This window comes from Rhodococcus sp. 05-339-2, assembly GCF_002258965.1.
Taxonomy (GTDB): Bacteria; Actinomycetota; Actinomycetes; order Mycobacteriales; family Mycobacteriaceae; genus Rhodococcoides.
The window spans coordinates 737610-756520 of record NZ_NOYW01000004.1; the positions used below are offsets into that span (position 1 = coordinate 737610).

Sequence of the window (18911 nt, forward strand, 5' to 3'; positions counted from 1 at the left end):
GTCGGTCCGAATGACTACGAACAACACGCGCGCGCTGATCGTCGGTGCCACCGGTATTTCCGGGCAGGCCCTGTGCCGCGCCGCACTCGATGCAGGCTGGACCACCTACGGACTGAGCCGCAGCGGCAGTGTCCCCATCGACGGCGTCGTCCCCGTGGCGGCCGATCTGCTCGACCCGGCCTCGCTCGAGGAAGCACTGAAGGACGTCCGCCCCGAGGTCGTGTTCTTCACCGCCTGGATGAAGAAGGACTCGGAGCAGGAGAACATCGAGGTCAACTCGGCAACTCTGCGCAATGTGCTGAACGTGCTCGGCCCCCTCGACTCGGTGAAGCACGTCGCGTTGATGACCGGACTCAAGCACTACCTCGGACCGTTCGACGCCTACGGCGAGTCCGTGATGGCCGAGACCCCGTTCCACGAGACCGAGGATCGACTCGACACCCCCAACTTCTACTACGCGCAGGAGGACGAACTGTTCGCCGGTGCCGAGAAGTTCGGATTCGGCTGGAGTGTGCACCGCGCCCACACCATCTCCGGCTTCGCCGTCGGCAACGCGATGAACATGATGCTCACGCTGTCCGTGTACGCGTCGATCTGCAAAGAACTCGGCGAGAAGTTCGTCTTCCCCGGCTCCGAGACACAGTGGAACGGGCTGACCGACCTCACCGACGCCGACCTGCTCGCCGAGCAGATGATCTGGGCCGCAACCGATGACAACGCGCACAACGAGGCGTTCAACATCGCCAACGGTGACGTCTTCCGCTGGCGCTGGCTGTGGCCGCAGTTCGCCGCGCACTTCGGCGTCGAGCCCGAGGGCTTCGACACCGAGCCGCGCCCCCTCGAACCCCGCATGTCCGACGCGGCCGCCGCGTGGAAGCGCATCGCCGACAAGCACGATCTGGCCGAAAGCGACGTCTCCCGGTTGGCGTCGTGGTGGCACACCGACGGTGACCTCGGCCGCGACATGGAATGCCTGACCGACATGAACAAGTCCAAGAAGGCAGGGTTCCTGGGCTTCCGATCCACCCCGGATGCCATCGCCTCGGTGATCCAGCGCTACCGAGATGCGCGCCTGATTCCCTGAGTGCCTGCGGCAGTGGTGCGGTTAAGTGCTCTCTGCGGCACTCAACCGCGCCACTGCGGCTCCGCCGCATACTCGGCGTAGCGCTCCCGCACCGCCGGGGTCGGGTCGGCCTCGTAGGTCTGCGACGGTGCCTGTGCCCAGGTCGGCGGCTCAGTGGTGCCGGCCAACGTCCACGCGGCCTGACGCGCGGCACCATCGGCGACGTATTCACCCGGCTCGGGCACGGTCACCGGAACTCCGAGGATCGCCGGAGCCAATGCCCGCAACGCGGCGGACTTCGCGCCGCCGCCGATGAGTAGCACCCGTTTCGTCTCCACACCCTGCGCACGCAGGTGGTCGATACCGTCGGCCAAACCGCACAGCAGTCCCTCGATTGCTGCGCGCGCCAGGTGGCCGGGCGTCGAATTGTTCAGTCGCAGGCCGTGAATCGCGCCGGATGCATCGGGACGGTTGGGGGTGCGCTCACCCTCGAGGTACGGCACCAACACCAGGCCATCGCTGGTCGTCGACATCGCCAACCGAGACAGTTCGTCGTGGTCGACGCCCAGTAGACGCGCCGTCGCATCGAGCACCCGGGCAGCGTTGAGGGTGCACACCAACGGCAACTGCCGGCCGGTGGCGTCGGCGAATCCCGCGACCAGACCCGAACCATCGGCTGCCGCAACCGATGTCACGGCCGATACGACACCGGAAGTACCCACCGAGACCACCACGTCACCGGGCTGGGCATCGAGGGCGAGGGCCGCGGCGGCGTTGTCTCCGGTACCCGGCCCGATCAGTGCACCGCTGCGGAGTCGGCCGATGGTCTCGTTCGGTGCCGCGACCCGCGGAAGCTGCGGGTTGCGCCCACGAAAACCCAACTGCAACAGATCGGTTCGATACTCGTTCGAGGCGGCGGAGAAGTACCCGGTGCCGCTGGCGTCGCCCCGATCCGTGGCCAGGAAATCGAGCCCGGATGCGCCGCCGAGCTGCCAGCTGAGCCAATCGTGCGGAAGACACACAGCCGCAGTGCGATCGGCGTTCTCCGGCTCGTGGTCGGCGAGCCAACGCAGCTTGGCGACGGTGATCGAGGCCAACGGAACCACTCCGACGGCGTCGGCCCACGCCTGCCCGCCGTCGACGCCGGTCTCCTTCCCCAACTCCGACACCAAGTCGGTTGCGGCCTGCGCCGACCGAGTGTCGTTCCACAGCAGAGCTTTACGGACCACAGTTCCCGTCTCGTCGAGACATACCATGCCGTGTTGTTGCGCACCGACCGATACTGCGTCCACATCGTCGAGTCCGCCTGCTGCCGCCACCGCCTCGTCGAGCGCATCGTTCCAGCGCTGCGGGTCGATCTCGGTGCCGTCGGGATGGGAGGCTCGCCCCTGGCGCACCAACTCTCCCGATTCGGCATCACGAACGAATACTTTGCACGATTGGGTGGAGGAGTCGATTCCTGCAACGAGAGCCACGATGAGCGGTCCTTTCCTACGCAAGTGTGACTTGGACCCTACCCGCGGTGTTCGGCTGCCTCGGTCACGACGGTGCGTGCATAGGCGATGGCCTGCGGGGTGGTCTCGAAAACACGGCGCGCCTCGTCGTCCTTGGTGGTGAACACACCCAGCGCAGTCAGCGGTCGCAGGTGTTCGGGTTTGGCCGCGGAGATCAAGACGGTGATGTGGCGGTGTTCGAGTTCGGTGATCGTGTCCTTGAGCACGATGGCTCCGGTGGCATCGATCGTGGTCACTCGTGACATGCGCAGGATCACCACTTTCACGTCCGACACGTCGGCGAGCTCGAGCAGAAAGCTGTGCGCGGCTCCAAAGAACAACGCGCCGTCGATTCGGTAGGCGACGATGTGTTCGCGAAGCAGATTGCCTTCTTCCTCCGAGACCGCGTCGAGTGCATCCAGAGGCACCTGCTCGACCGTGGCCGATCGCGCGACCGCGCGCAATGCGAGCACCGCAGCGAACCCGACGCCGACCGCCACGGCCGTCACCAGGTCGAAGACGACCGTGACGAGAAAGGTCGACGCCATCACCACGGTGTCCCCACGACCGGCGCGGGAAATTGCTCGGATGGAGGCAGTTTCGACCATGCGTACCGTCGTCGCCAGGAGCACCCCGGCCAGAGCCGCGAGTGGAATGTCGGCCACCAACCCCGCGGCGGAGTACATGATCGCGGCGAGAATCACGGCGTGAGTGAGCGCGGCGAGCCTGGTGCGCGCTCCGGATCGGACGTTGACGGCGGTGCGGGCGATGGCACCGGTGGCCGGGATCCCGCCGAACAACGGCGCGGCGATGTTCGCCAGGCCTTGCCCGAACAGTTCACGGTCCGGGTTGTGCCGGGCACCGACGCCCATCGAGTCCGCCGCGGTCGCGGACAGCAGCGATTCCAGGGCCGCCAGCGCTGCGACGGCCAGCGCCGGAGCCAACAACGCCGTCACGTCACCGAGGTGGAAGAAGCTCAGGTTCGGAGCAGACAGCGACGACGGGATGGTGCCGATGCGTGCGATGTCGAGGTCGAACAATCGGGTGACGACCGTTGCTCCGGCGACCGCGACCAGAGAGAACGGTATCTTCGGAGCCAGTCGGCCTCCGACGAGCATGACGATCGCGACGGTGACGGCCACGGCGGGTGTCAGGACGCTCGCGTGCGAGACGAACGAGCGCACCGCGTCGAACGCGGATTGCCACACCTTCTCACCCTCGGCGTCGGTGATACCGAGGGCCGACGGAACCTGTTGCAGCGCAATGACGACGGCGATGCCTGCGGTGAACCCTTCGATGACGGGTGCCGGCATGTACCGGACGGCTCGACCGACGCCGGCCGCGGCGAGCACGAGCAGGATGACCCCGGCCATCAGCCCGACGGCGAGTACGCCGGTCGGACCGTACTCGGCGACGATCGGGACGAGCACCACCGTCATGGCACCGGTCGGTCCGGACACCTGGAACCGGGATCCGCCGAACACCGCGGCGACGACTCCCGCGATGATCGCCGTGGTCAGGCCGGCCGCGGCCCCCAGCCCGGTACTGACGCCGAAGCCGAGCGCCAAAGGCAGCGCGACCAGGGCCACGATCAGACCCGCCAGCAGATCCGCACCGGGCGCGCGGAAGGCGGGTTTCCACTCACTCCATCTGGGCAAGAGGGCCGTCAGAGCCCTGGAGGCGTCGGTCTTACGGTCGGATTTCGTCGGTTCGGACATGTGACGCTCTCTGAGAACTCATCGATCCTGGTCCAGTTGATTGCTAAGTTTAGCAAGTAATGAACCAGGTGAACAGCAACGTGAGCCAGACCATCCGAGACCGTCGGGTCAGGTGCGTGCTCCGGACTCGCCCTCCAGCAACTCGGCCTGATTGGCCACCACTCCCGTGAGTATCTCCCGCGCAACGAGCAACAGGTCGGCCACCTTGGGCGACGTCAGCGTGTAGGACACCGACAGGCCTTCCCGAGTGCCTTCGATGAGACCGGCGCGCCGCAGGATGGACAACTGCTGAGACAGATTGGCCGGCTCGATGCCGATTTCCGGAAGCAGCTCGGAGACGGCATGCTCGCGCTCGCTCAGCAACTCCAGTACCCGAATGCGCGCAGGATGCGCCAATGTCTTGAAGAAGTCGGCTTTCATTCTGTACAGCGGCCGGCTCGATTCCGTGGCCATGAAGTCCTCCCGTGGCACCCGCCGCCGCGCAGCAGGCTACTTGCGAACACTAGCAACCAACGCACGGAAGAGAACGTCCTCCCTGCTCGTCCCGAAACTCGGCTACCTTCTCTCCCATGAGCGGAGAACCCGAAGAATCCACCGACTTCAGGCTCACCGTGGCCACCGCGGCCCTCGACCTGTTCTCCGTCAAGGGCTACGAGTCGACGACGGTGGACGACATAGCCGGTGCCGCCGGAATCTCGCGTCGGACATTCTTTCGCCAGTTCCGCGCCAAGGAAGACGTCGTCTTCGCCGACCACGAAATTCTGCTGGAGCAGGCCGGTGCGTTTCTCGAATCGAACGAGGGCGATCCGTGGCGGGCCGTGTGCGATGCCGCGCAGTTGGTGTACGAGCGGTTTTCCGAGTGGCGGGACATGTCGCGCCTGCGTTACCAGGTGGTCCACAAGATCCCCGCTCTGCGTGACCGAGAAATCGTCACCGTGTTTCGCTACGACAGACTCTTCGTCGAATATCTGCAGCGCGTTCTGCCCGATCACCCGCACCTGGAGATCCTGCAGTTCTCGGCCACGGTGACCGCAACGCACAACTACATCCTTCGTCGGATGATTCGCGACGGCCTGCCGACGTCGGTCGAGGATCTGCGTTCGGCACTCGCGCAGGTACGCGCGCAGTTCTCGGGTGAGATCGTCGTCGCGTCGTTCCCCCGAGGCACGTCCGTCACCAAAGTCGTCGACGCGTTGGCCGATCACACAAGCGCCTGATCGATCCGGACCGAATGGCACTGAGTGCCGGATGCCGAAGACCCGGCCTTGATCAGGTCCGTATTCGGTCGTACACTGGTGCAATCCTTGGCACTGAGTGCCCCCTCAGGGCAGTGCTACCCCCGACACACCGAGGAGCGTGGCCGACATGGCCGGAAATCCCGACTTCGATCTGTATCAATCGCCCGAAGAGCACGACGAACTGCGCGCGGCCATTCGGGCCCTCTCGGAGAAGGAGATCGCTCCGTACGCCAAAGAGGTCGACGAGGACTCCCGCTTCCCCGAGGAAGCACTCAAAGCGCTGAACGCCTCGGGCTTCAACGCCATCCACGTTCCCGAGGAATACGACGGCCAGGGTGCCGATTCCGTCGCCGCCTGCATCGTCATCGAAGAGGTCGCCCGCGTCTGCGGCTCGTCCTCACTGATCCCCGCGGTCAACAAGCTCGGCACGATGGGGCTGATCCTCAAGGGCTCCGAGGAACTCAAGAAGCAGGTTCTGCCGTCCCTGGCCGGCGGCGCGATGGCGTCGTACGCCCTGTCCGAGCGCGAAGCGGGATCCGACGCGGCCAGCATGCGCACCCGCGCCAAGGCCGACGGTGACGACTGGATCCTCAACGGCTCCAAGTGTTGGATCACCAACGGCGGCAAGTCCGAGTGGTACACCGTGATGGCCGTGACCGATCCCGACAAGGGTGCCAACGGCATCTCGTCGTTCATCGTGCACAAGGACGACGAGGGATTCGTCGTCGGACCCAAGGAGAAGAAGCTCGGAATCAAGGGCTCACCCACCGCCGAGCTGTACTTCGAGAACTGCAAGATTCCCGGCGATCGCATCATCGGCGAGCCAGGTACCGGCTTCAAGACCGCGCTGGAAACGCTCGACCACACTCGCCCCACCATCGGCGCGCAGGCCGTCGGCCTGGCACAGGGCGCCCTCGACGCAGCCATCGCATACACAAAGGACCGCAAGCAGTTCGGTACCTCGATCTCGAGCTTCCAGGCAGTGCAGTTCATGCTCGCCGACATGGCGATGAAGGTCGAAGCGGCTCGACTGATGGTCTACAGCTCCGCAGCCCGCGCCGAGCGCGGCGAGAAGAACCTCGGGTTCATCTCCGCGGCAGCGAAGTGCTTCGCCTCGGACGTGGCCATGGAGGTCACCACCGACGCCGTGCAGCTCTTCGGCGGCGCCGGTTACACCACCGACTTCCCGGTCGAGCGCATGATGCGCGACGCCAAGATCACCCAGATCTACGAGGGCACCAACCAGATTCAGCGTGTCGTCATGTCGCGGGCGCTGCTCAAATGAGCGACATCGACCTCGTAGGCGTCATCGGCGGCGGCACCATGGGAGCCGGCATCGCCGAGATGTGCGCTCGCTCCGGCAGTTCGGTACTGATTCTGGAGACGAGCCAGGCGACGGCCGACGCCGCCGAAGCCCGCCTCGACAAGTCCTTCGCCCGCGCCGTCAAATCCGGTCGCATCGAAGCCGACGCAGCCGAGAAGGCCCGGGCCGCAATCACGTTGACGCTCGACATAAACGACTTCGCCGACCGCGACCTCGTGGTGGAGGCGGCACCGGAGATCGAATCGCTCAAGCTCGATCTGTTCGGCAAGCTCGATTCCATCGTCAAGCCCGAGGGAATCCTGGCGACCAACACCTCGTCGATCCCGGTCATCAAGATGGCCAACGCGACCAAGCGTCCCGACAAGGTCGTCGGAGTGCACTTCTTCAACCCGGTGCCGGTACTGCCGTTGGTCGAGATCGTCGTCAGCCTGCTCACCAGCGAAGAGACAGTGTCCGCGGTGACGGATTACGCGGGCAACACGTTAGGCAAGAAGACGATTCGCGCAGGCGACCGCGCCGGATTCATCGTCAACGCATTGCTCATCCCGTACATGGTCTCGGCCATCCGCATGCTCGAGTCCGGCTTCGCCAGTGCCGAGGATATCGACGAGGGCATGGTCAACGGTTGTGCACACCCCATGGGCCCGTTGCGCCTGACGGACACCGTCGGCCTCGACGTCACCCTCGCGGTCGCCGAGTCGCTCTACGCGGAATTCCGCGAGCCGCACTACGCTCCGCCGCCGCTGCTGCAGCGCATGGTGGACGCCGGAATGCTGGGTCGCAAAACCGGTAAGGGTTTCTACACGTATTCGTAGTAGGCCCCCGCGTCTGCGTGAATGGTCCATTCACCCCCGTCAGGGCCGGTGAATGGACCATTCACGTCTTCCGAAAGGCGCACACTGGAGTCGTTCCACGACACTGGGAGGCTTCATGAACATCGATCTCGACGGCCGGACCGCATTGATCTCCGGCTCCAGCCAAGGCATCGGTCTGGCCATTGCCACCGAATTGTCCCGCGCGGGTGCACGCGTCGTCCTCAACGGCCGAAGCGCGTCGGCGCTCGATTCGGCCGAGGAACAGTTGCTGAAGGACGTGCCCGGTGCGCGGGTGATCGTCGTGCCTGCCGATCTGGCGACGGCCGACGGGGTGGAGACGCTGGTCGAAAAGGTCCCCGTCGTCGACATTCTGGTGAACAACCTCGGCATCTTCGGAGCCAAACCCGCCCTCGACATCGACGACGACGAATGGCGACGTTATTTCGAGGTCAATGTGCTCTCGGCCATTCGACTCATCCGCACGTATCTGCCTGCGATGACCGAGGCAGGCTGGGGCCGAATTCAGAACATCTGCAGCGATTCCGCGGTCGTCATTCCCGAGGAGATGATCCATTACGGAATGACCAAGACCGCCCTGCTCGCGGTGACCCGTGGATTCGCGAAAGCTGCTGCAGGAACCGGCGTTACGGTCAATTCCGTCATAGTCGGACCCACCCACACCGAGGGTGTCGAGAAGTTCGTCGGCGAACTCGTCGGTGACGAACTGCCCTGGGACGAGGCACAGGCGCAATTCATGAAGGAACACCGGCCCCAATCGCTCATCGGACGCCTGATCGAGCCGAAGGAAATCGGCAACATGATCGTGTATCTGAGCTCGGAACAGGCTTCCGCAACCACAGGTGGCGCACTGCGCGTCGACGGCGGCTACGTCGACTCGATCCTGCCCTGAGACCAGACACGCTCACCCTCCGAACCCTGTCCGGTCGGTCACAGTTTGTGGCCGACCGCATCGGGGCATGCGTCGAGCACACGGAATCGAGCAGAGGTTCCTCACGCAGTACGTTGCACTCGAAGGACGATTCCCCAGTGAGCGATCAGTACACCTTCACCAACCCCGTCACGCAGTACAGTCAGGACGGCTTCCCGGAACAGCACCAGGATCCGCCCGGTCTCGCGGCAGATCTTCGGCCTCTCGCCGACCACGGTGAGCAGACGTACCGTGGATCCGGCCGACTGACCGGCCGCAAGGCCTTGATCACCGGTGCCGATTCCGGGATCGGACGTGCAGCAGCGATTGCCGTCGCACGCGAGGGTGCCGACGTGGTGCTCAACTACCTGCCGTCGGAGGAAAAGGACGCGCAGGAAGTTGCGCAGTCGATCCGCGACGCCGGCCGAACCGCGGTCCTGGCACCGGCAGATATCACCGACGAACAGGCCGCGCGCGGAATCGTGCGCACCACCGTCGACGAGCTCGGTGGGCTCGACCTGTTGATCAACGTGGCTGGCAAACAGCAGTTCGTCGAAGACCTGGCCGACCTGACGTCCGAGCAATTCGACCAGACGTTCAAAACCAACGTCTACGCACTGTTCTGGATCATCCAGGAAGCGGTGCCGCACATGCCCGCCGGCTCCACCATCGTCAACACCAGTTCGATCCAGGCGTACACACCCTCACCCGGTCTGGTGGATTACGCGACCACGAAGATGGCCATCAACACCATCAGCAAGGCGCTCGCGCAGCAGTTGGCACCCAAGGGAATTCGCGTCAATGTCGTCGCTCCGGGACCGTTCTGGACACCGCTGCAGGCAGCCGGCGGGCAGCCGACCTCGGCGCTGCCGGACTTCGGCAAGGAAACACCGCTGGGACGCGCCGGGCAACCCGCCGAGATCGCCGGTGCCTACGTCTACCTGTCTTCGGCCGAATCGGGCTACGTCTCCGGCGAGACGTTGAACGTCAACGGTGGCATGCCGACGCCGTAGTCGACATCCGTTCTGCGTGAATGGACCATTCACACCCGTCTGGGCTCGTGAATGGTCCATTCACGCATCTGGAGAGGTCAGTCCTTCGGCCCACCGGCGGCGTAGACGACCTGACCCGAGATGAAGCCGGCGCCCTCGCTGACGAAGAACGATGCCAGGTGCGCGATGTCGTCGGGGTGACCGACGCGATTGACCGGAATCTGTGACGCCGCAGCAGCTTTGAAGTCCTCGAAAGGCATGCCGACACGTTCTGCGGTGGCCGCCGTCATCTCCGTCTCGATGAACCCGGGGGCGATGGCGTTGGCGGTGACACCGAACTTGCCGAGTTCGATGGCGAGGGTCTTGGTGAAGCCCTGCATTCCGGCCTTGGCGGCGGAGTAGTTGGCCTGGCCGCGGTTGCCGAGGGCGGACGTGCTCGACAGGTTGACGATGCGACCCCATTTGGCGTCGATCATGTGCTTCTGGACCGCGCGGGTCATCAGGAACGATCCACGCAGGTGTACGCCGAGAACGGAATCCCAGTCCTGCACCGTCATCTTGAACAGCAGGTTGTCGCGGGTGATGCCTGCGTTGTTGATCAGTACGGTCGGCGCACCGAACTCGCTCGCGATGCGATCGACCGCAGTCTGGACCGATTCTTCGTCGGCGACATTGGCACCGATGGCCACTGCCTGCCCACCGGCAGCCTGGATCGCGCCGACGGTGTCGCTGCACGCGGCCTCGTCGAGGTCCACCACGGCGACTCCGAAACCATCCTTGGCCAGCCGCTTCGCCACCGCAGCGCCGATTCCACGCGCACTACCGGTGACAATGGCCGTCTTGATCTGATCGCTCACGAATATCTCCTGACACAACGCCGAATCGAATTACCTGTCATCTGTTTCTACCAACCCCGCCGGCGCAGTCAGTACGCAGCCACCGCACCGTCGAGCGCCTTCTGCATTCCTTGCGCCACCACCCGCGTGATGTCGATCGGCTTCTCGGGCAGTTCGGTGATAGGTGAATCGATGTAGACGCTCGCCCGCTTCACTCTCGGCGCACCGGGGCCGTAGCTCAGACCGATGCAGATCAGCACCGGCTCGACCCCGAGCTTGCGCGCCCGCATCGCGATGTGTCCGATACCGCTGCCGACGTGCTGCACCGTCGTCGGATCCTCGAGGTTGCAGGTTCCCTCGGGGAACACTGCGAGGTCGTCGCCCCGCTTCATGCGCTCTGCGCTGACGTCCATCATGCGGCTGCCCGCAGCGCTGACCGCGCGCATTCCGTGATTCTTGCCGCGGAAGACAGGGATTCCACCCATCATGTCGATTCGCTTGCGCTGCTTGGGTTCCTGGAACAGCTCGTCCTTGGCCAGTACCCGAGTGCGGCCGATGACCGGACGCAGCGGCGACGACCATGCCGCCGCTGCGAGCGTGTACGGATCGTTCTCGGTCAGATGATTGACAGCGATGAGCAGACGCGTGTTGTCGTAGACGAGACGACGCAGCTCCTCACGGGCACCGTCGGGATACGACACCCGCGGGCGGAAGCGTCGGGCAAGGGTGGCATAGGCCAACCTCGCGACCTGACGATTCTGCTGGTGACGCAGGTAGAAGTCGTACACGGTCACATCGTTTTCGAGAATTACCGCAGGCCGATCCATGACGCGAGCTTAGCCTCACACCCGCCTCGAACCCATAGCCCGGATCCCGACGGCAAGTCCGACCACCGCAGTGGCCGCGGCCGCGACGACACCTGCCGTCACCGTCGAACTCGCGAAGTCGCCGGCGAACAGAGCACGTTCGGCGTCCACGAGATATCCGAGAGGGTTGATGTCGACCAGGAACTGCATCCACCCCGGTGCGGCCGTCAGTGGCAGCATCGTGCCCGACAGTATGAGCAGCGGGAACATCAGTGTCTGCTGGATGGACCAGAACACCCAATCCTGTCCGCGCACAGCCAAAGCCAATGCATAGGACAGTGCGCCGAGTCCGACGCCGAACACACCGAGCAGCACGATTCCGACGGCGGCACCGATCGGATTCACGGACAGGCCGAGCGGCAATGCCACCAGAACGATCAGCACGGCCTGAGCGGCCAGCGGCACCATTTCCTTGAACGCGCGCCCGACCAGCAGCGCCGATCGCGGCAACGGTGTCACCAACATTCGTTCGTGAGACCCCTGCTGCAATTCGGCCAACAGATTCGAGCCCGTCATGGACGTTCCGAAGATGGTGATCATTGCAAGCACACCGGGAACGAACCAGTCCCACACACTTCCGGCCCCGAGACCTGGAACATCGGTGAGCAGCGGGCCGAACAATGCCAGGAGAATCAGCGGTTGGACGAGACTGAAGATGACGGTGAACGGATCGCGAACCATCGGCCGCAGTTCGCGGCCCATCACCAACGTGCTTCCGGAGAGTACGTTCATCGGAGTTCTCCTGCCGTGCCGGCGCTTTCGAGTGAAGGCGTGGCCGCCGCAGCGCTCTCGCGAAGGCTGCGCCCGGTGAGACCGAGGAACACGTCGTCGAGGGTCGGCCGCGTCATGTCGGCGGTCAGTACTTCGATACCGTGGGATTGACTCAGACGCACTATCTGCGGCAGAACCACCTCGGCGCGCTCGACTCGGATGTTCAACCGCGAACCCGCAACAGTCACGTCTCTGACTCCGGCCACACCGCCGATCAACGCAGCCAGCGCCGACGCGTCGGACACGGTGAGGACCACGAGGTCCCCTGCCAGTTCGCACTTGAGCGCCGTGGCGGTGTCATCGGCGATGACGGTGCCGCGGTCGACGACGATCACCCGCTCGGCCATGGAATCGGCCTCGTCGAGATAGTGCGTGGTGAGCACGATGGTGGTACCCATCTCGCGTCTGAGCCGGAGAATGTGGTCCCACAGGTTCGCTCGGCTCTGCGGATCCATTCCGGTGGTCGGCTCGTCGAGGAACAACAGGGGCGGTCGATGCACCAGACCCAGTGCGATGTCGAGCCGGCGACGCTGCCCGCCGGAAAGGGTCGAGACCGTACGGGCAGCGAGCTCGCCGAGCTCGAGCGCCTCGATCAATTCGTCTGCGCGACTGCGTGATCGGGGACGTGTCATGCAATAGCACAGGCCCTGCACGACGAGCTCGTCGCGGACGCGTTGATTGTGGCCCGCGCCGTTGCCCTGCCCCACGTAGCCGAGGCTGCGCCGGACGCGATCTCGATCCTTCGTCACGTCGAATCCGGCGATTCGCGCCGAGCCCGGAGTCGGTGACAGCAGGGTGGTCAGCATGCGCAGCGTGGTCGACTTGCCGGCCCCATTGGGTCCGAGCAGCGCCACCAGTTCTCCCTCACCGATCGCCAGATCGATGCCGCGCACCGCCTCCACGGTCTTCTTGCCTTGCCGGAAAGTCTTGGTCAGTCCCGATGTTTCGATCATGTGTGACGCCCCTCGTCGTAGCGGTGAATCCCTACGACGGAGAGGCTAGAAACGATCGCGGTCAGGTTCGGTCCGTGTTGCCGGGCCGACGAGAAATCAACCGAAGACGGGAAACTTTCGCTTGCTGGCGAGGGCGTCCATCCCGGACTGGATGCTCGCACGTACCTCGTCGTACTTGGCGTCGACGTACGCCTCGTCCTCGCATCGAGCCGGATCGTGGTCCAGTTCCACCGGCGGCATGAAACGCGTACGAATCTTCGCGGGCAACGGAATCTGCGGCAGCGCGGCGGGCGCGATGATCCACGGAAGAGAGATCGCGATCGGGAACACCTTCAACCGTGCGATCTTGTCCAGCTTGAGCACCTTCGCCAGCTTGTCACCGCGGATGAGCACCGGCATCGCGTCGGCCCCACCCACGGTCGCCACCGGCACGATGGGTACACCCGTCCGGATGGCGAGCTTGATGAAGCCGGTTCGGCCGCCCAGCGTCGCCTCGTCTCGCTTGCTCCAGGGCCGCAACGAATCGACCTCACCACCCGGCCACACGATGACGTCCCGGCCCTCGGCCAACGCCGTCGACATCGAGTCCGGTGCTGCGGGCAGCACGCCCATGGATCGAAAGACTTTGCCGATCAACGGAAACGCCATCAGTGCATCGTGCGCGGTGCCGTGCAGAATCCGCTTCTCGCCGAAGTGTCGCCACCATTGCGCGCCGACCGTCCACGCGTCCCACACGAACGGCGCACCCGAGTGCACCCCCACGACCAGCACCGGCGACTCGGGGATGGTCTCCCAACCGTCGATCTCCATTCGGAAGTACCGATCCATCACCCCGTTCCACAGCCGCTGCTGACGGTCCATCGCGACGGTGTTCTGGTCGTCGAGGTCCCAGCCGCCTGCACGTTCGGCAACAACGGCTCCGAGACCACCGGACGAGTTCGCCCGTCGCTCCTTCATCTTCATCCGCGCAGCGGCGGCGTACCGCTGCGCTTGCTCGCGCAGCTGTTCCTTCGTCGGTTCCCCCGTCGAATCTCCGGCGCCGTCCCCACCCGTTACGTGATCCCCATCACTCATACTCGCACCGTACTCCACAGCACCCGAGTCGACCGACGACCGGAGCTCGTAACCCCACGCGGCTTGCAGACTGTCCGATATGGTCGAAATTCGAGCCGAACGAACGAGGTAACCCCCATGGATCCGATCGAACCGGCATACGGAACGACTGTCTTGCTGCTGATCGCAGCCGCAGCTGTAGCAATCTTGCTGTTCCTCATCATGAAGGTGAAGCTGCACGCCTTCGTCTCACTCGTCCTGGTCAGCGCGGTCACCGCTGTCGCGGCGGGAATTCCGCTGGCGGACGTGCCGTCGGCCCTGCTCTCGGGCTTCAGTTCCACACTCGGATCTGTTGCCCTACTCGTCGCCTTGGGTGTGATGGTCGGCAGACTGCTCGAAATCACCGGTGGCGCACAGGTATTGGCCGACACCCTGATCAACCGATTCGGCGCCAAGCGCGCACCGCTCGCCCTGGGTGTCGCCGCACTCATCTTCGGCTTCCCCATCTTCTTCGACGCCGGCCTGGTCGTCTTCCTGCCGATCATCTTCACCGTCGCCAGACGCTTCGGTGGATCCGTGCTGCTGTACGCCCTCCCGACGGCAGGCGCTTTCGCCGCGATGCACGCCATCGTTCCCCCGCACCCCGGTCCCGTCGCAGCCACCGAACTTCTCGGCGGCGACATCGGATCGGTACTGCTGGTCGGCGTCCCCGTCGCCGTCGTCTCCTGGTTCGTCGGCTCCTACCTCGTCGGCACGCAGCTCGGTAAGCGGTTCCACACCCTGCCCGCCGACCTCTTCTCCGACGGCGCAGCCGACACCGACGAACACGACAAGGAAATGGCCGGCCTCCGAGACCCCGCCCCGAAGTTCGGTGCGGTGCTGTTCATCCTGCTGACGCCGCTGGTGCTGATCTCGCTCAATACCGTGGTCAACACACTGACCACTTCGGGCGTACTGACCGGGGACGAGACCTGGGCCGCGGCGCTGACACTCATCGGCCAGACCCCGATAGCACTGCTCATCACCCTGCTGCTGGCACTGTTCATCCTCGCGCCGGGACGCTTCCCGGTGGCCGACGGTGCCAAGTACATGGACCAGGCTCTCGGACCCATCTGCTCGATCATCCTGATCACCGGTGCCGGCGGCATGTTCGGTGGAGTACTGCGCGCCAGTGGCATCGGGCAGTCCCTCACCGCCTCGTTGTCCGACATCGGGTTGCCGATTCTGCTGCAGGCCTTCCTGATCGCCACCGCACTACGCGTCGCGCAGGGTTCGGCGACCGTGGCACTGACCACCACCGCTGGGCTGATCTCGGTGCAGGTGGCCGAGCTGGATCTGAGCAACTTCAAGATCGCACTGTTGGTGTTCGCACTGGCCGCCGGGGCAACCGTCCTCTCTCACGTAAACGACTCCGGCTTCTGGCTCGTCAGCCGCTTCTTCGGCATGGACGAGAAGACGACCCTCAAGACCTGGACAGTCATGGAAACCACGCTCGGATTGGCGATCTTCGCACTCGCGTCGCTGCTGTGGGTGGTGTTCTAGCGGGGCGAGACGTGACCCGATGATCGACACTCGGCCCACTCATCGGTGGCGCGCTCCGTCACTGTCGATCGCGCTTGGGTTGCCAACGAGCTGCGCGTTCGCCGATCGATGCGAGCCGCGCAGTCTCGTGCACTCGAGCGGCGCGGGTCTCCGGCCGCTTGGCTGTGGCGATCCACTCCAGAATGCCGCGACGTGCGGACGGAGGGAATCGGTTCCAATTGTTCTCCGCATCAACGTATTCGGAGAATGCAGCCGCAAGGTCGTCGGGAACGATCAGATCCTCGACTTCGTCGAGTACGGTCCACGATCCGTTGGCCACGGCAGCCTCGACGGCGCGCTCCCCCGCCGGCAGCATCAGACCTGCTTCACGGAGGGCTTCGACGCGAATCTTGTTCGGACGGGACCACGCGCTCGCGGGTTTCCGGGGCGAGAAATACAACATGGTTCGCTCGTCGTCGAGCTTGCGGGGTCGACTGTCGACCCACCCCACCGCAAGGGCTTCCGACACGGCGTCGTCGTAGCTGATCGCCGGCTTTCCGGTGGCCTTCTTCCACGACACCAGCCACGCAGATTGCACCGTCGCGTGATGTTCGGTCAGCCATGTCCGCCACTGCGCACGTGTCTCGGCATGCACTCTCGGTGCGTCGTCCATGACGGCCATGCGTACCCCTTCCCTCACTGTCTCGAAGGTCCGTCACCGGCTCGAAGACTTTGCACTCGATTATGCTGCGATCGTGGGCGACATTCCCTTCGGTGTTGTGTCGACGGCGCGAGGCATCGGTGAGTGACCGCATCCGGTTCGGCGGAGTGCTCGAGCCGATGACGTGGGGTAAGAACACGTACACGATCATTCGTGTACCGACTCGTTTGGTCGAGGCGGCGGAACGGTGGCCGACTCGCCGGATCGACGGTTCGATCGAGGGCTCGAGTCTCAATCTCGGTCTCAACAAGGCAGATTCGAATGTGATGCCCGGGTCCTTCGTCTACATGGGTGTAGGTCTTCAACGCCGGTTGGGCATTCGCCCCGGTGATCTGGTCTCGTGCGAGTTCGAGCCGGCCGACCCCGATCTGGTGCCGGTTCCGAAGGACGTCGCGGAAGCGATGGAGGCGGCACACTGCACATCCGCGTGGGAGCGGAAGCGGCCGAGCGAGCGACGTCAGTTGTTGATGCCGATCGACAACGCGGCGCGCGAGCAGACCCGAGCGGCCCGAGTCGCCCGACTTGTGAAGCTGCTGACCGACAGTTCGTAGACGGGTCCCAGCTGTGGATTAGGGTCCACCGCAGTCGTTACAGCAGGCGGATGGTCGAGCACGTGCGACCGCCGTTTCGTGCCGATTGCGGACCCTGACCGTCGTACACAGGTGCGGAGGACGCGCAAGCAAATGCCCGTGCTGTTCAGTTCACTCGTCGGCCTCGAGCACGCATCCCCCTGGCGGAAGCTCGAGGACGATGACGTCGTGTCCCTCTCCGGTGACGATTGCTGTGAAGACCGTTTCCGCTCCATCCATCCACACCCACCAATTCATGTTCGCACCCCGCAGGCGCGGCACCTGACGATAGACCGCTCGGGCGTCCTCGACCACGGCACTCGGGTGCAGCCTCCGAGCGGTATAGATGACGGTGCGGCGCACGTGGTCCAGATCGATCAGATCGTCGTCGTCCGATAGCTGGGATGGCCGAAAATCGATGAGCGGGAATGGTACTCGAACGACGGGAAGAGTAGTGGCGTAGGCCATCGACCCCTCCGAGAACGCGGGGTCGCCCCATTCGAGCACGCCGTCCACGAACGAGGGCGTCACGTCGTCGTAGATCGCCGATCCCGTCTCGACGCTGCGGTGCAACGCTGCAATGAATTCGGCCAACGAGTCGAACCATGGCGCACCCTGGTCAGCGGAGTCGTATGAGAAGCTGCGAATACAACCTCGCCGGTCACCCGGGCGTGTGTCGATGTAAAGTGTTCCGCCCGAACCGTCTTCGGCGAACGGAACATACGCCGGGACGAACATCTCCGCCGTCTCACCTGCCTCCTGGGCAAGGACTTCGGCCGGCCAGTCGTCACCCAGATCGTCGATCGGATGCGGATTTTCGAGACTGAACCTGTGCCGATCCACCGCTCGGTCGAGCGAGTACAGAGTGAAGTCCGGCAATACGGATCCGGCCGGCACATACTCCTCGCCGTAGGTTTCGTGCTGCCCGTCGTGCAACCCGTAGAACTCGCGCAACTCCTCCGTCCACGGCGTCGTCGCGCGTTCAGCGGCCTCGCGCTCACTCACAGACCTTGGCGGCCGAATCGACGCAGCGGTGACGGGTGCGCGTTCACGAAGCGTCGCCATGTATGCCGTCCATACCTCGGTGAGGTTCACGACTCGAACCTAGACGAGCATCACTGCACCGGCATAAGTATTCGCCACGCGCCCAATGCCAATGAGCCGACGGTGACGAGCAGGAACAGCCCGACCCAGACGATGCCGGGTAGGAAGGTCAATCGAGCCAGCTGATCGGCGTCGGAGTCCCGCGCCCGTCCTGCGCTGCGCGATTTCTGCAGTTCGAGCACGGGACGCGGACCGGCGATCAGCAGGAAGAACGTGATGAAGTACGCCGCGGCGACCTGTTGCTCTCCGGTGCCCCACCAGGACACGACGAACAGGGCGGCCCCGACCGTGACCAGGGAGAGCAGTCCGTAGATGTTGCGAATCATCAACAGCATCAACGCGATCGAGACGATACCGATCCACAGCACCGCGGACGCATGCTGAGTCCCGAGCACGAACGCGGCACCGAGACCGAGTAGCGACGGCCCCACGTAGCCCGCGAAGGTCATGGCGATGACGCCGAGGCCGGTCGGCTTGCCCTTGGAGATCGCGACGCCCGAGGTGTCCGAATGCAAGCGCAGGCCCATCAGCTGACGACCGGTGATCAGTGCGACGAACAGATGCGCGCCCTCGTGCGCGATGGTCACCACGTTGCGCGCGATCCGCCACGTCTGCGGCAACACGACGATGACGAGTGCAATCACAGCAGCAACTTGGACGATCCACACCGGTGGATCAGGACTCACCGCGGAGATGCGGTCCCAGAATTCGTTCACACCCAAGTGTATGCGGCTTCGCCGCAGTGGCATGGTTATGTGCCGCTGAGGGCACATAACCGCACCACTGCCGCAGGCACTACGACGCGCGCGACTCGGCCTTCGCACGTTCGCGGGCGAAGGAGCGATCACGCATCTCCTCGAACTTGGTGGCCTGACGCTCGAGGTCTTCGAGGAACGCGGCGAGTTCCTCGCGCTTGTTCTCGCCGCGGCCGGTGAAGTCGTTGCGC

At 64.5% G+C, this 18911-nt stretch carries 19 protein-coding genes and 1 pseudogene; 8 read left to right on the forward strand and 12 right to left on the reverse strand.

All coding sequences use genetic code 11. The annotated features are described in order from the left end of the window. The first annotated feature begins 10 nt into the window (after positions 1-10). Positions 11-1084 carry an SDR family oxidoreductase gene (locus tag CH273_RS04515; RefSeq protein WP_032396718.1) on the forward strand — a complete coding sequence of 358 codons (1074 nt, stop codon included), beginning with the start codon at positions 11-13 and terminating at the stop codon, positions 1082-1084. A 41-nt stretch (positions 1085-1125) separates the two neighbouring features. Here the strand turns inward: CH273_RS04515 and CH273_RS04520 are convergent, their stop codons facing one another. The 3 genes from CH273_RS04520 to CH273_RS04530 all read right to left on the reverse strand — a co-directional run bounded on the left by CH273_RS04520 (position 1126) and on the right by CH273_RS04530 (position 4727). Then, a complete protein-coding gene (locus CH273_RS04520) occupies positions 1126-2538 on the reverse strand; it encodes a xylulokinase (protein WP_032396719.1) in 1413 nt (470 codons plus the stop codon). A gap of 38 nt (positions 2539-2576) precedes the next feature. Continuing rightward, complete coding sequence (locus tag CH273_RS04525) at positions 2577-4274, reverse strand: SulP family inorganic anion transporter (RefSeq protein WP_032396720.1); 1698 nt, start codon at positions 4272-4274, stop codon at positions 2577-2579. 108 nt (positions 4275-4382) lie between these two features. Continuing rightward, entirely contained in the window at positions 4383-4727 is a 345-nt protein-coding gene (locus CH273_RS04530) for an ArsR/SmtB family transcription factor (protein WP_032397267.1), read from the reverse strand. Between the two features lie 116 nt (positions 4728-4843). Here CH273_RS04530 and CH273_RS04535 point away from each other — a divergent pair, with 116 nt between their 5' ends. The 5 genes from CH273_RS04535 (at position 4844) to CH273_RS04555 (ending at position 9592) form a co-directional block, all read left to right on the forward strand. Next, positions 4844-5491, forward strand: coding sequence for a TetR family transcriptional regulator (locus CH273_RS04535; protein ID WP_032396721.1), 648 nt, complete (start codon positions 4844-4846; stop codon positions 5489-5491). 148 nt (positions 5492-5639) lie between these two features. After that, positions 5640-6797: an acyl-CoA dehydrogenase gene (locus CH273_RS04540; protein ID WP_032396722.1), complete on the forward strand. Its 1158-nt coding sequence runs from the start codon at positions 5640-5642 to the stop codon at positions 6795-6797. A gap of 5 nt (positions 6798-6802) precedes the next feature. Continuing rightward, positions 6803-7651: a 3-hydroxybutyryl-CoA dehydrogenase gene (locus CH273_RS04545; protein WP_306436605.1), complete on the forward strand. Its 849-nt coding sequence runs from the start codon at positions 6803-6805 to the stop codon at positions 7649-7651. A 115-nt stretch (positions 7652-7766) separates the two neighbouring features. Next, the gene (locus CH273_RS04550; RefSeq protein ID WP_032396724.1) at positions 7767-8561 is read left to right on the forward strand and encodes an SDR family NAD(P)-dependent oxidoreductase; all 795 of its coding nucleotides are present in this window, start codon (positions 7767-7769) and stop codon (positions 8559-8561) included. A 137-nt stretch (positions 8562-8698) separates the two neighbouring features. Then, the gene (locus CH273_RS04555; protein ID WP_032397268.1) at positions 8699-9592 is read left to right on the forward strand and encodes a glucose 1-dehydrogenase; all 894 of its coding nucleotides are present in this window, start codon (positions 8699-8701) and stop codon (positions 9590-9592) included. 77 nt (positions 9593-9669) lie between these two features. On the opposite strand, the gene CH273_RS04560 is transcribed toward CH273_RS04555, so the two are convergent. From CH273_RS04560 to CH273_RS04580, 5 genes are all read right to left on the reverse strand, one after another. Beyond that, positions 9670-10428, reverse strand: a complete 759-nt coding sequence (locus tag CH273_RS04560; protein ID WP_032396725.1) for an SDR family oxidoreductase — start codon at positions 10426-10428, stop codon at positions 9670-9672. Between the two features lie 68 nt (positions 10429-10496). Then, entirely contained in the window at positions 10497-11234 is a 738-nt protein-coding gene (locus tag CH273_RS04565; RefSeq protein ID WP_032396726.1) for a lysophospholipid acyltransferase family protein, read from the reverse strand. Between the two features lie 15 nt (positions 11235-11249). Beyond that, positions 11250-12005 carry an ABC transporter permease gene (locus tag CH273_RS04570; protein WP_032396727.1) on the reverse strand — a complete coding sequence of 252 codons (756 nt, stop codon included), beginning with the start codon at positions 12003-12005 and terminating at the stop codon, positions 11250-11252. Further along, positions 12002-12997 carry an ATP-binding cassette domain-containing protein gene (locus CH273_RS04575; protein ID WP_032396728.1) on the reverse strand — a complete coding sequence of 332 codons (996 nt, stop codon included), beginning with the start codon at positions 12995-12997 and terminating at the stop codon, positions 12002-12004. Before CH273_RS04575 ends, CH273_RS04570 begins: the two co-directional genes overlap by 4 nt. 96 nt (positions 12998-13093) lie before the next feature. After that, on the reverse strand, positions 13094-13960 hold the full coding sequence (locus tag CH273_RS04580; protein ID WP_230596977.1) for a lysophospholipid acyltransferase family protein: 867 nt from the start codon (positions 13958-13960) through the stop codon (positions 13094-13096). Positions 13961-14188: 228 nt separating this feature from the next. Here CH273_RS04580 and CH273_RS04585 point away from each other — a divergent pair, with 228 nt between their 5' ends. Next, on the forward strand, positions 14189-15592 hold the full coding sequence (locus tag CH273_RS04585) for a GntP family permease (protein WP_032396729.1): 1404 nt from the start codon (positions 14189-14191) through the stop codon (positions 15590-15592). Between the two features lie 58 nt (positions 15593-15650). Here CH273_RS04585 and CH273_RS04590 read toward each other — a convergent pair whose 3' ends face one another. Beyond that, positions 15651-16253 (reverse strand): YdeI/OmpD-associated family protein, encoded by a 603-nt coding sequence (locus CH273_RS04590; RefSeq protein WP_032396730.1) that lies wholly within the window; start codon positions 16251-16253, stop codon positions 15651-15653. Between the two features lie 119 nt (positions 16254-16372). Between CH273_RS04590 and CH273_RS04595 the strand changes: the two genes are divergently transcribed. Further along, positions 16373-16843 (forward strand): YdeI/OmpD-associated family protein, encoded by a 471-nt coding sequence (locus tag CH273_RS04595; protein WP_032396731.1) that lies wholly within the window; start codon positions 16373-16375, stop codon positions 16841-16843. Positions 16844-16993: 150 nt separating this feature from the next. Here the strand turns inward: CH273_RS04595 and CH273_RS04600 are convergent, their stop codons facing one another. From CH273_RS04600 to CH273_RS28090, 3 genes and pseudogenes are all read right to left on the reverse strand, one after another. After that, positions 16994-17956: an SMI1/KNR4 family protein gene (locus CH273_RS04600; RefSeq protein WP_082322581.1), complete on the reverse strand. Its 963-nt coding sequence runs from the start codon at positions 17954-17956 to the stop codon at positions 16994-16996. Positions 17957-17976: 20 nt separating this feature from the next. Then, complete coding sequence (locus tag CH273_RS04605) at positions 17977-18681, reverse strand: M50 family metallopeptidase (RefSeq protein ID WP_032396733.1); 705 nt, start codon at positions 18679-18681, stop codon at positions 17977-17979. Positions 18682-18760: 79 nt separating this feature from the next. Next, positions 18761-18911: pseudogene (locus CH273_RS28090) on the reverse strand (acyl-ACP desaturase); the annotation flags it as partial.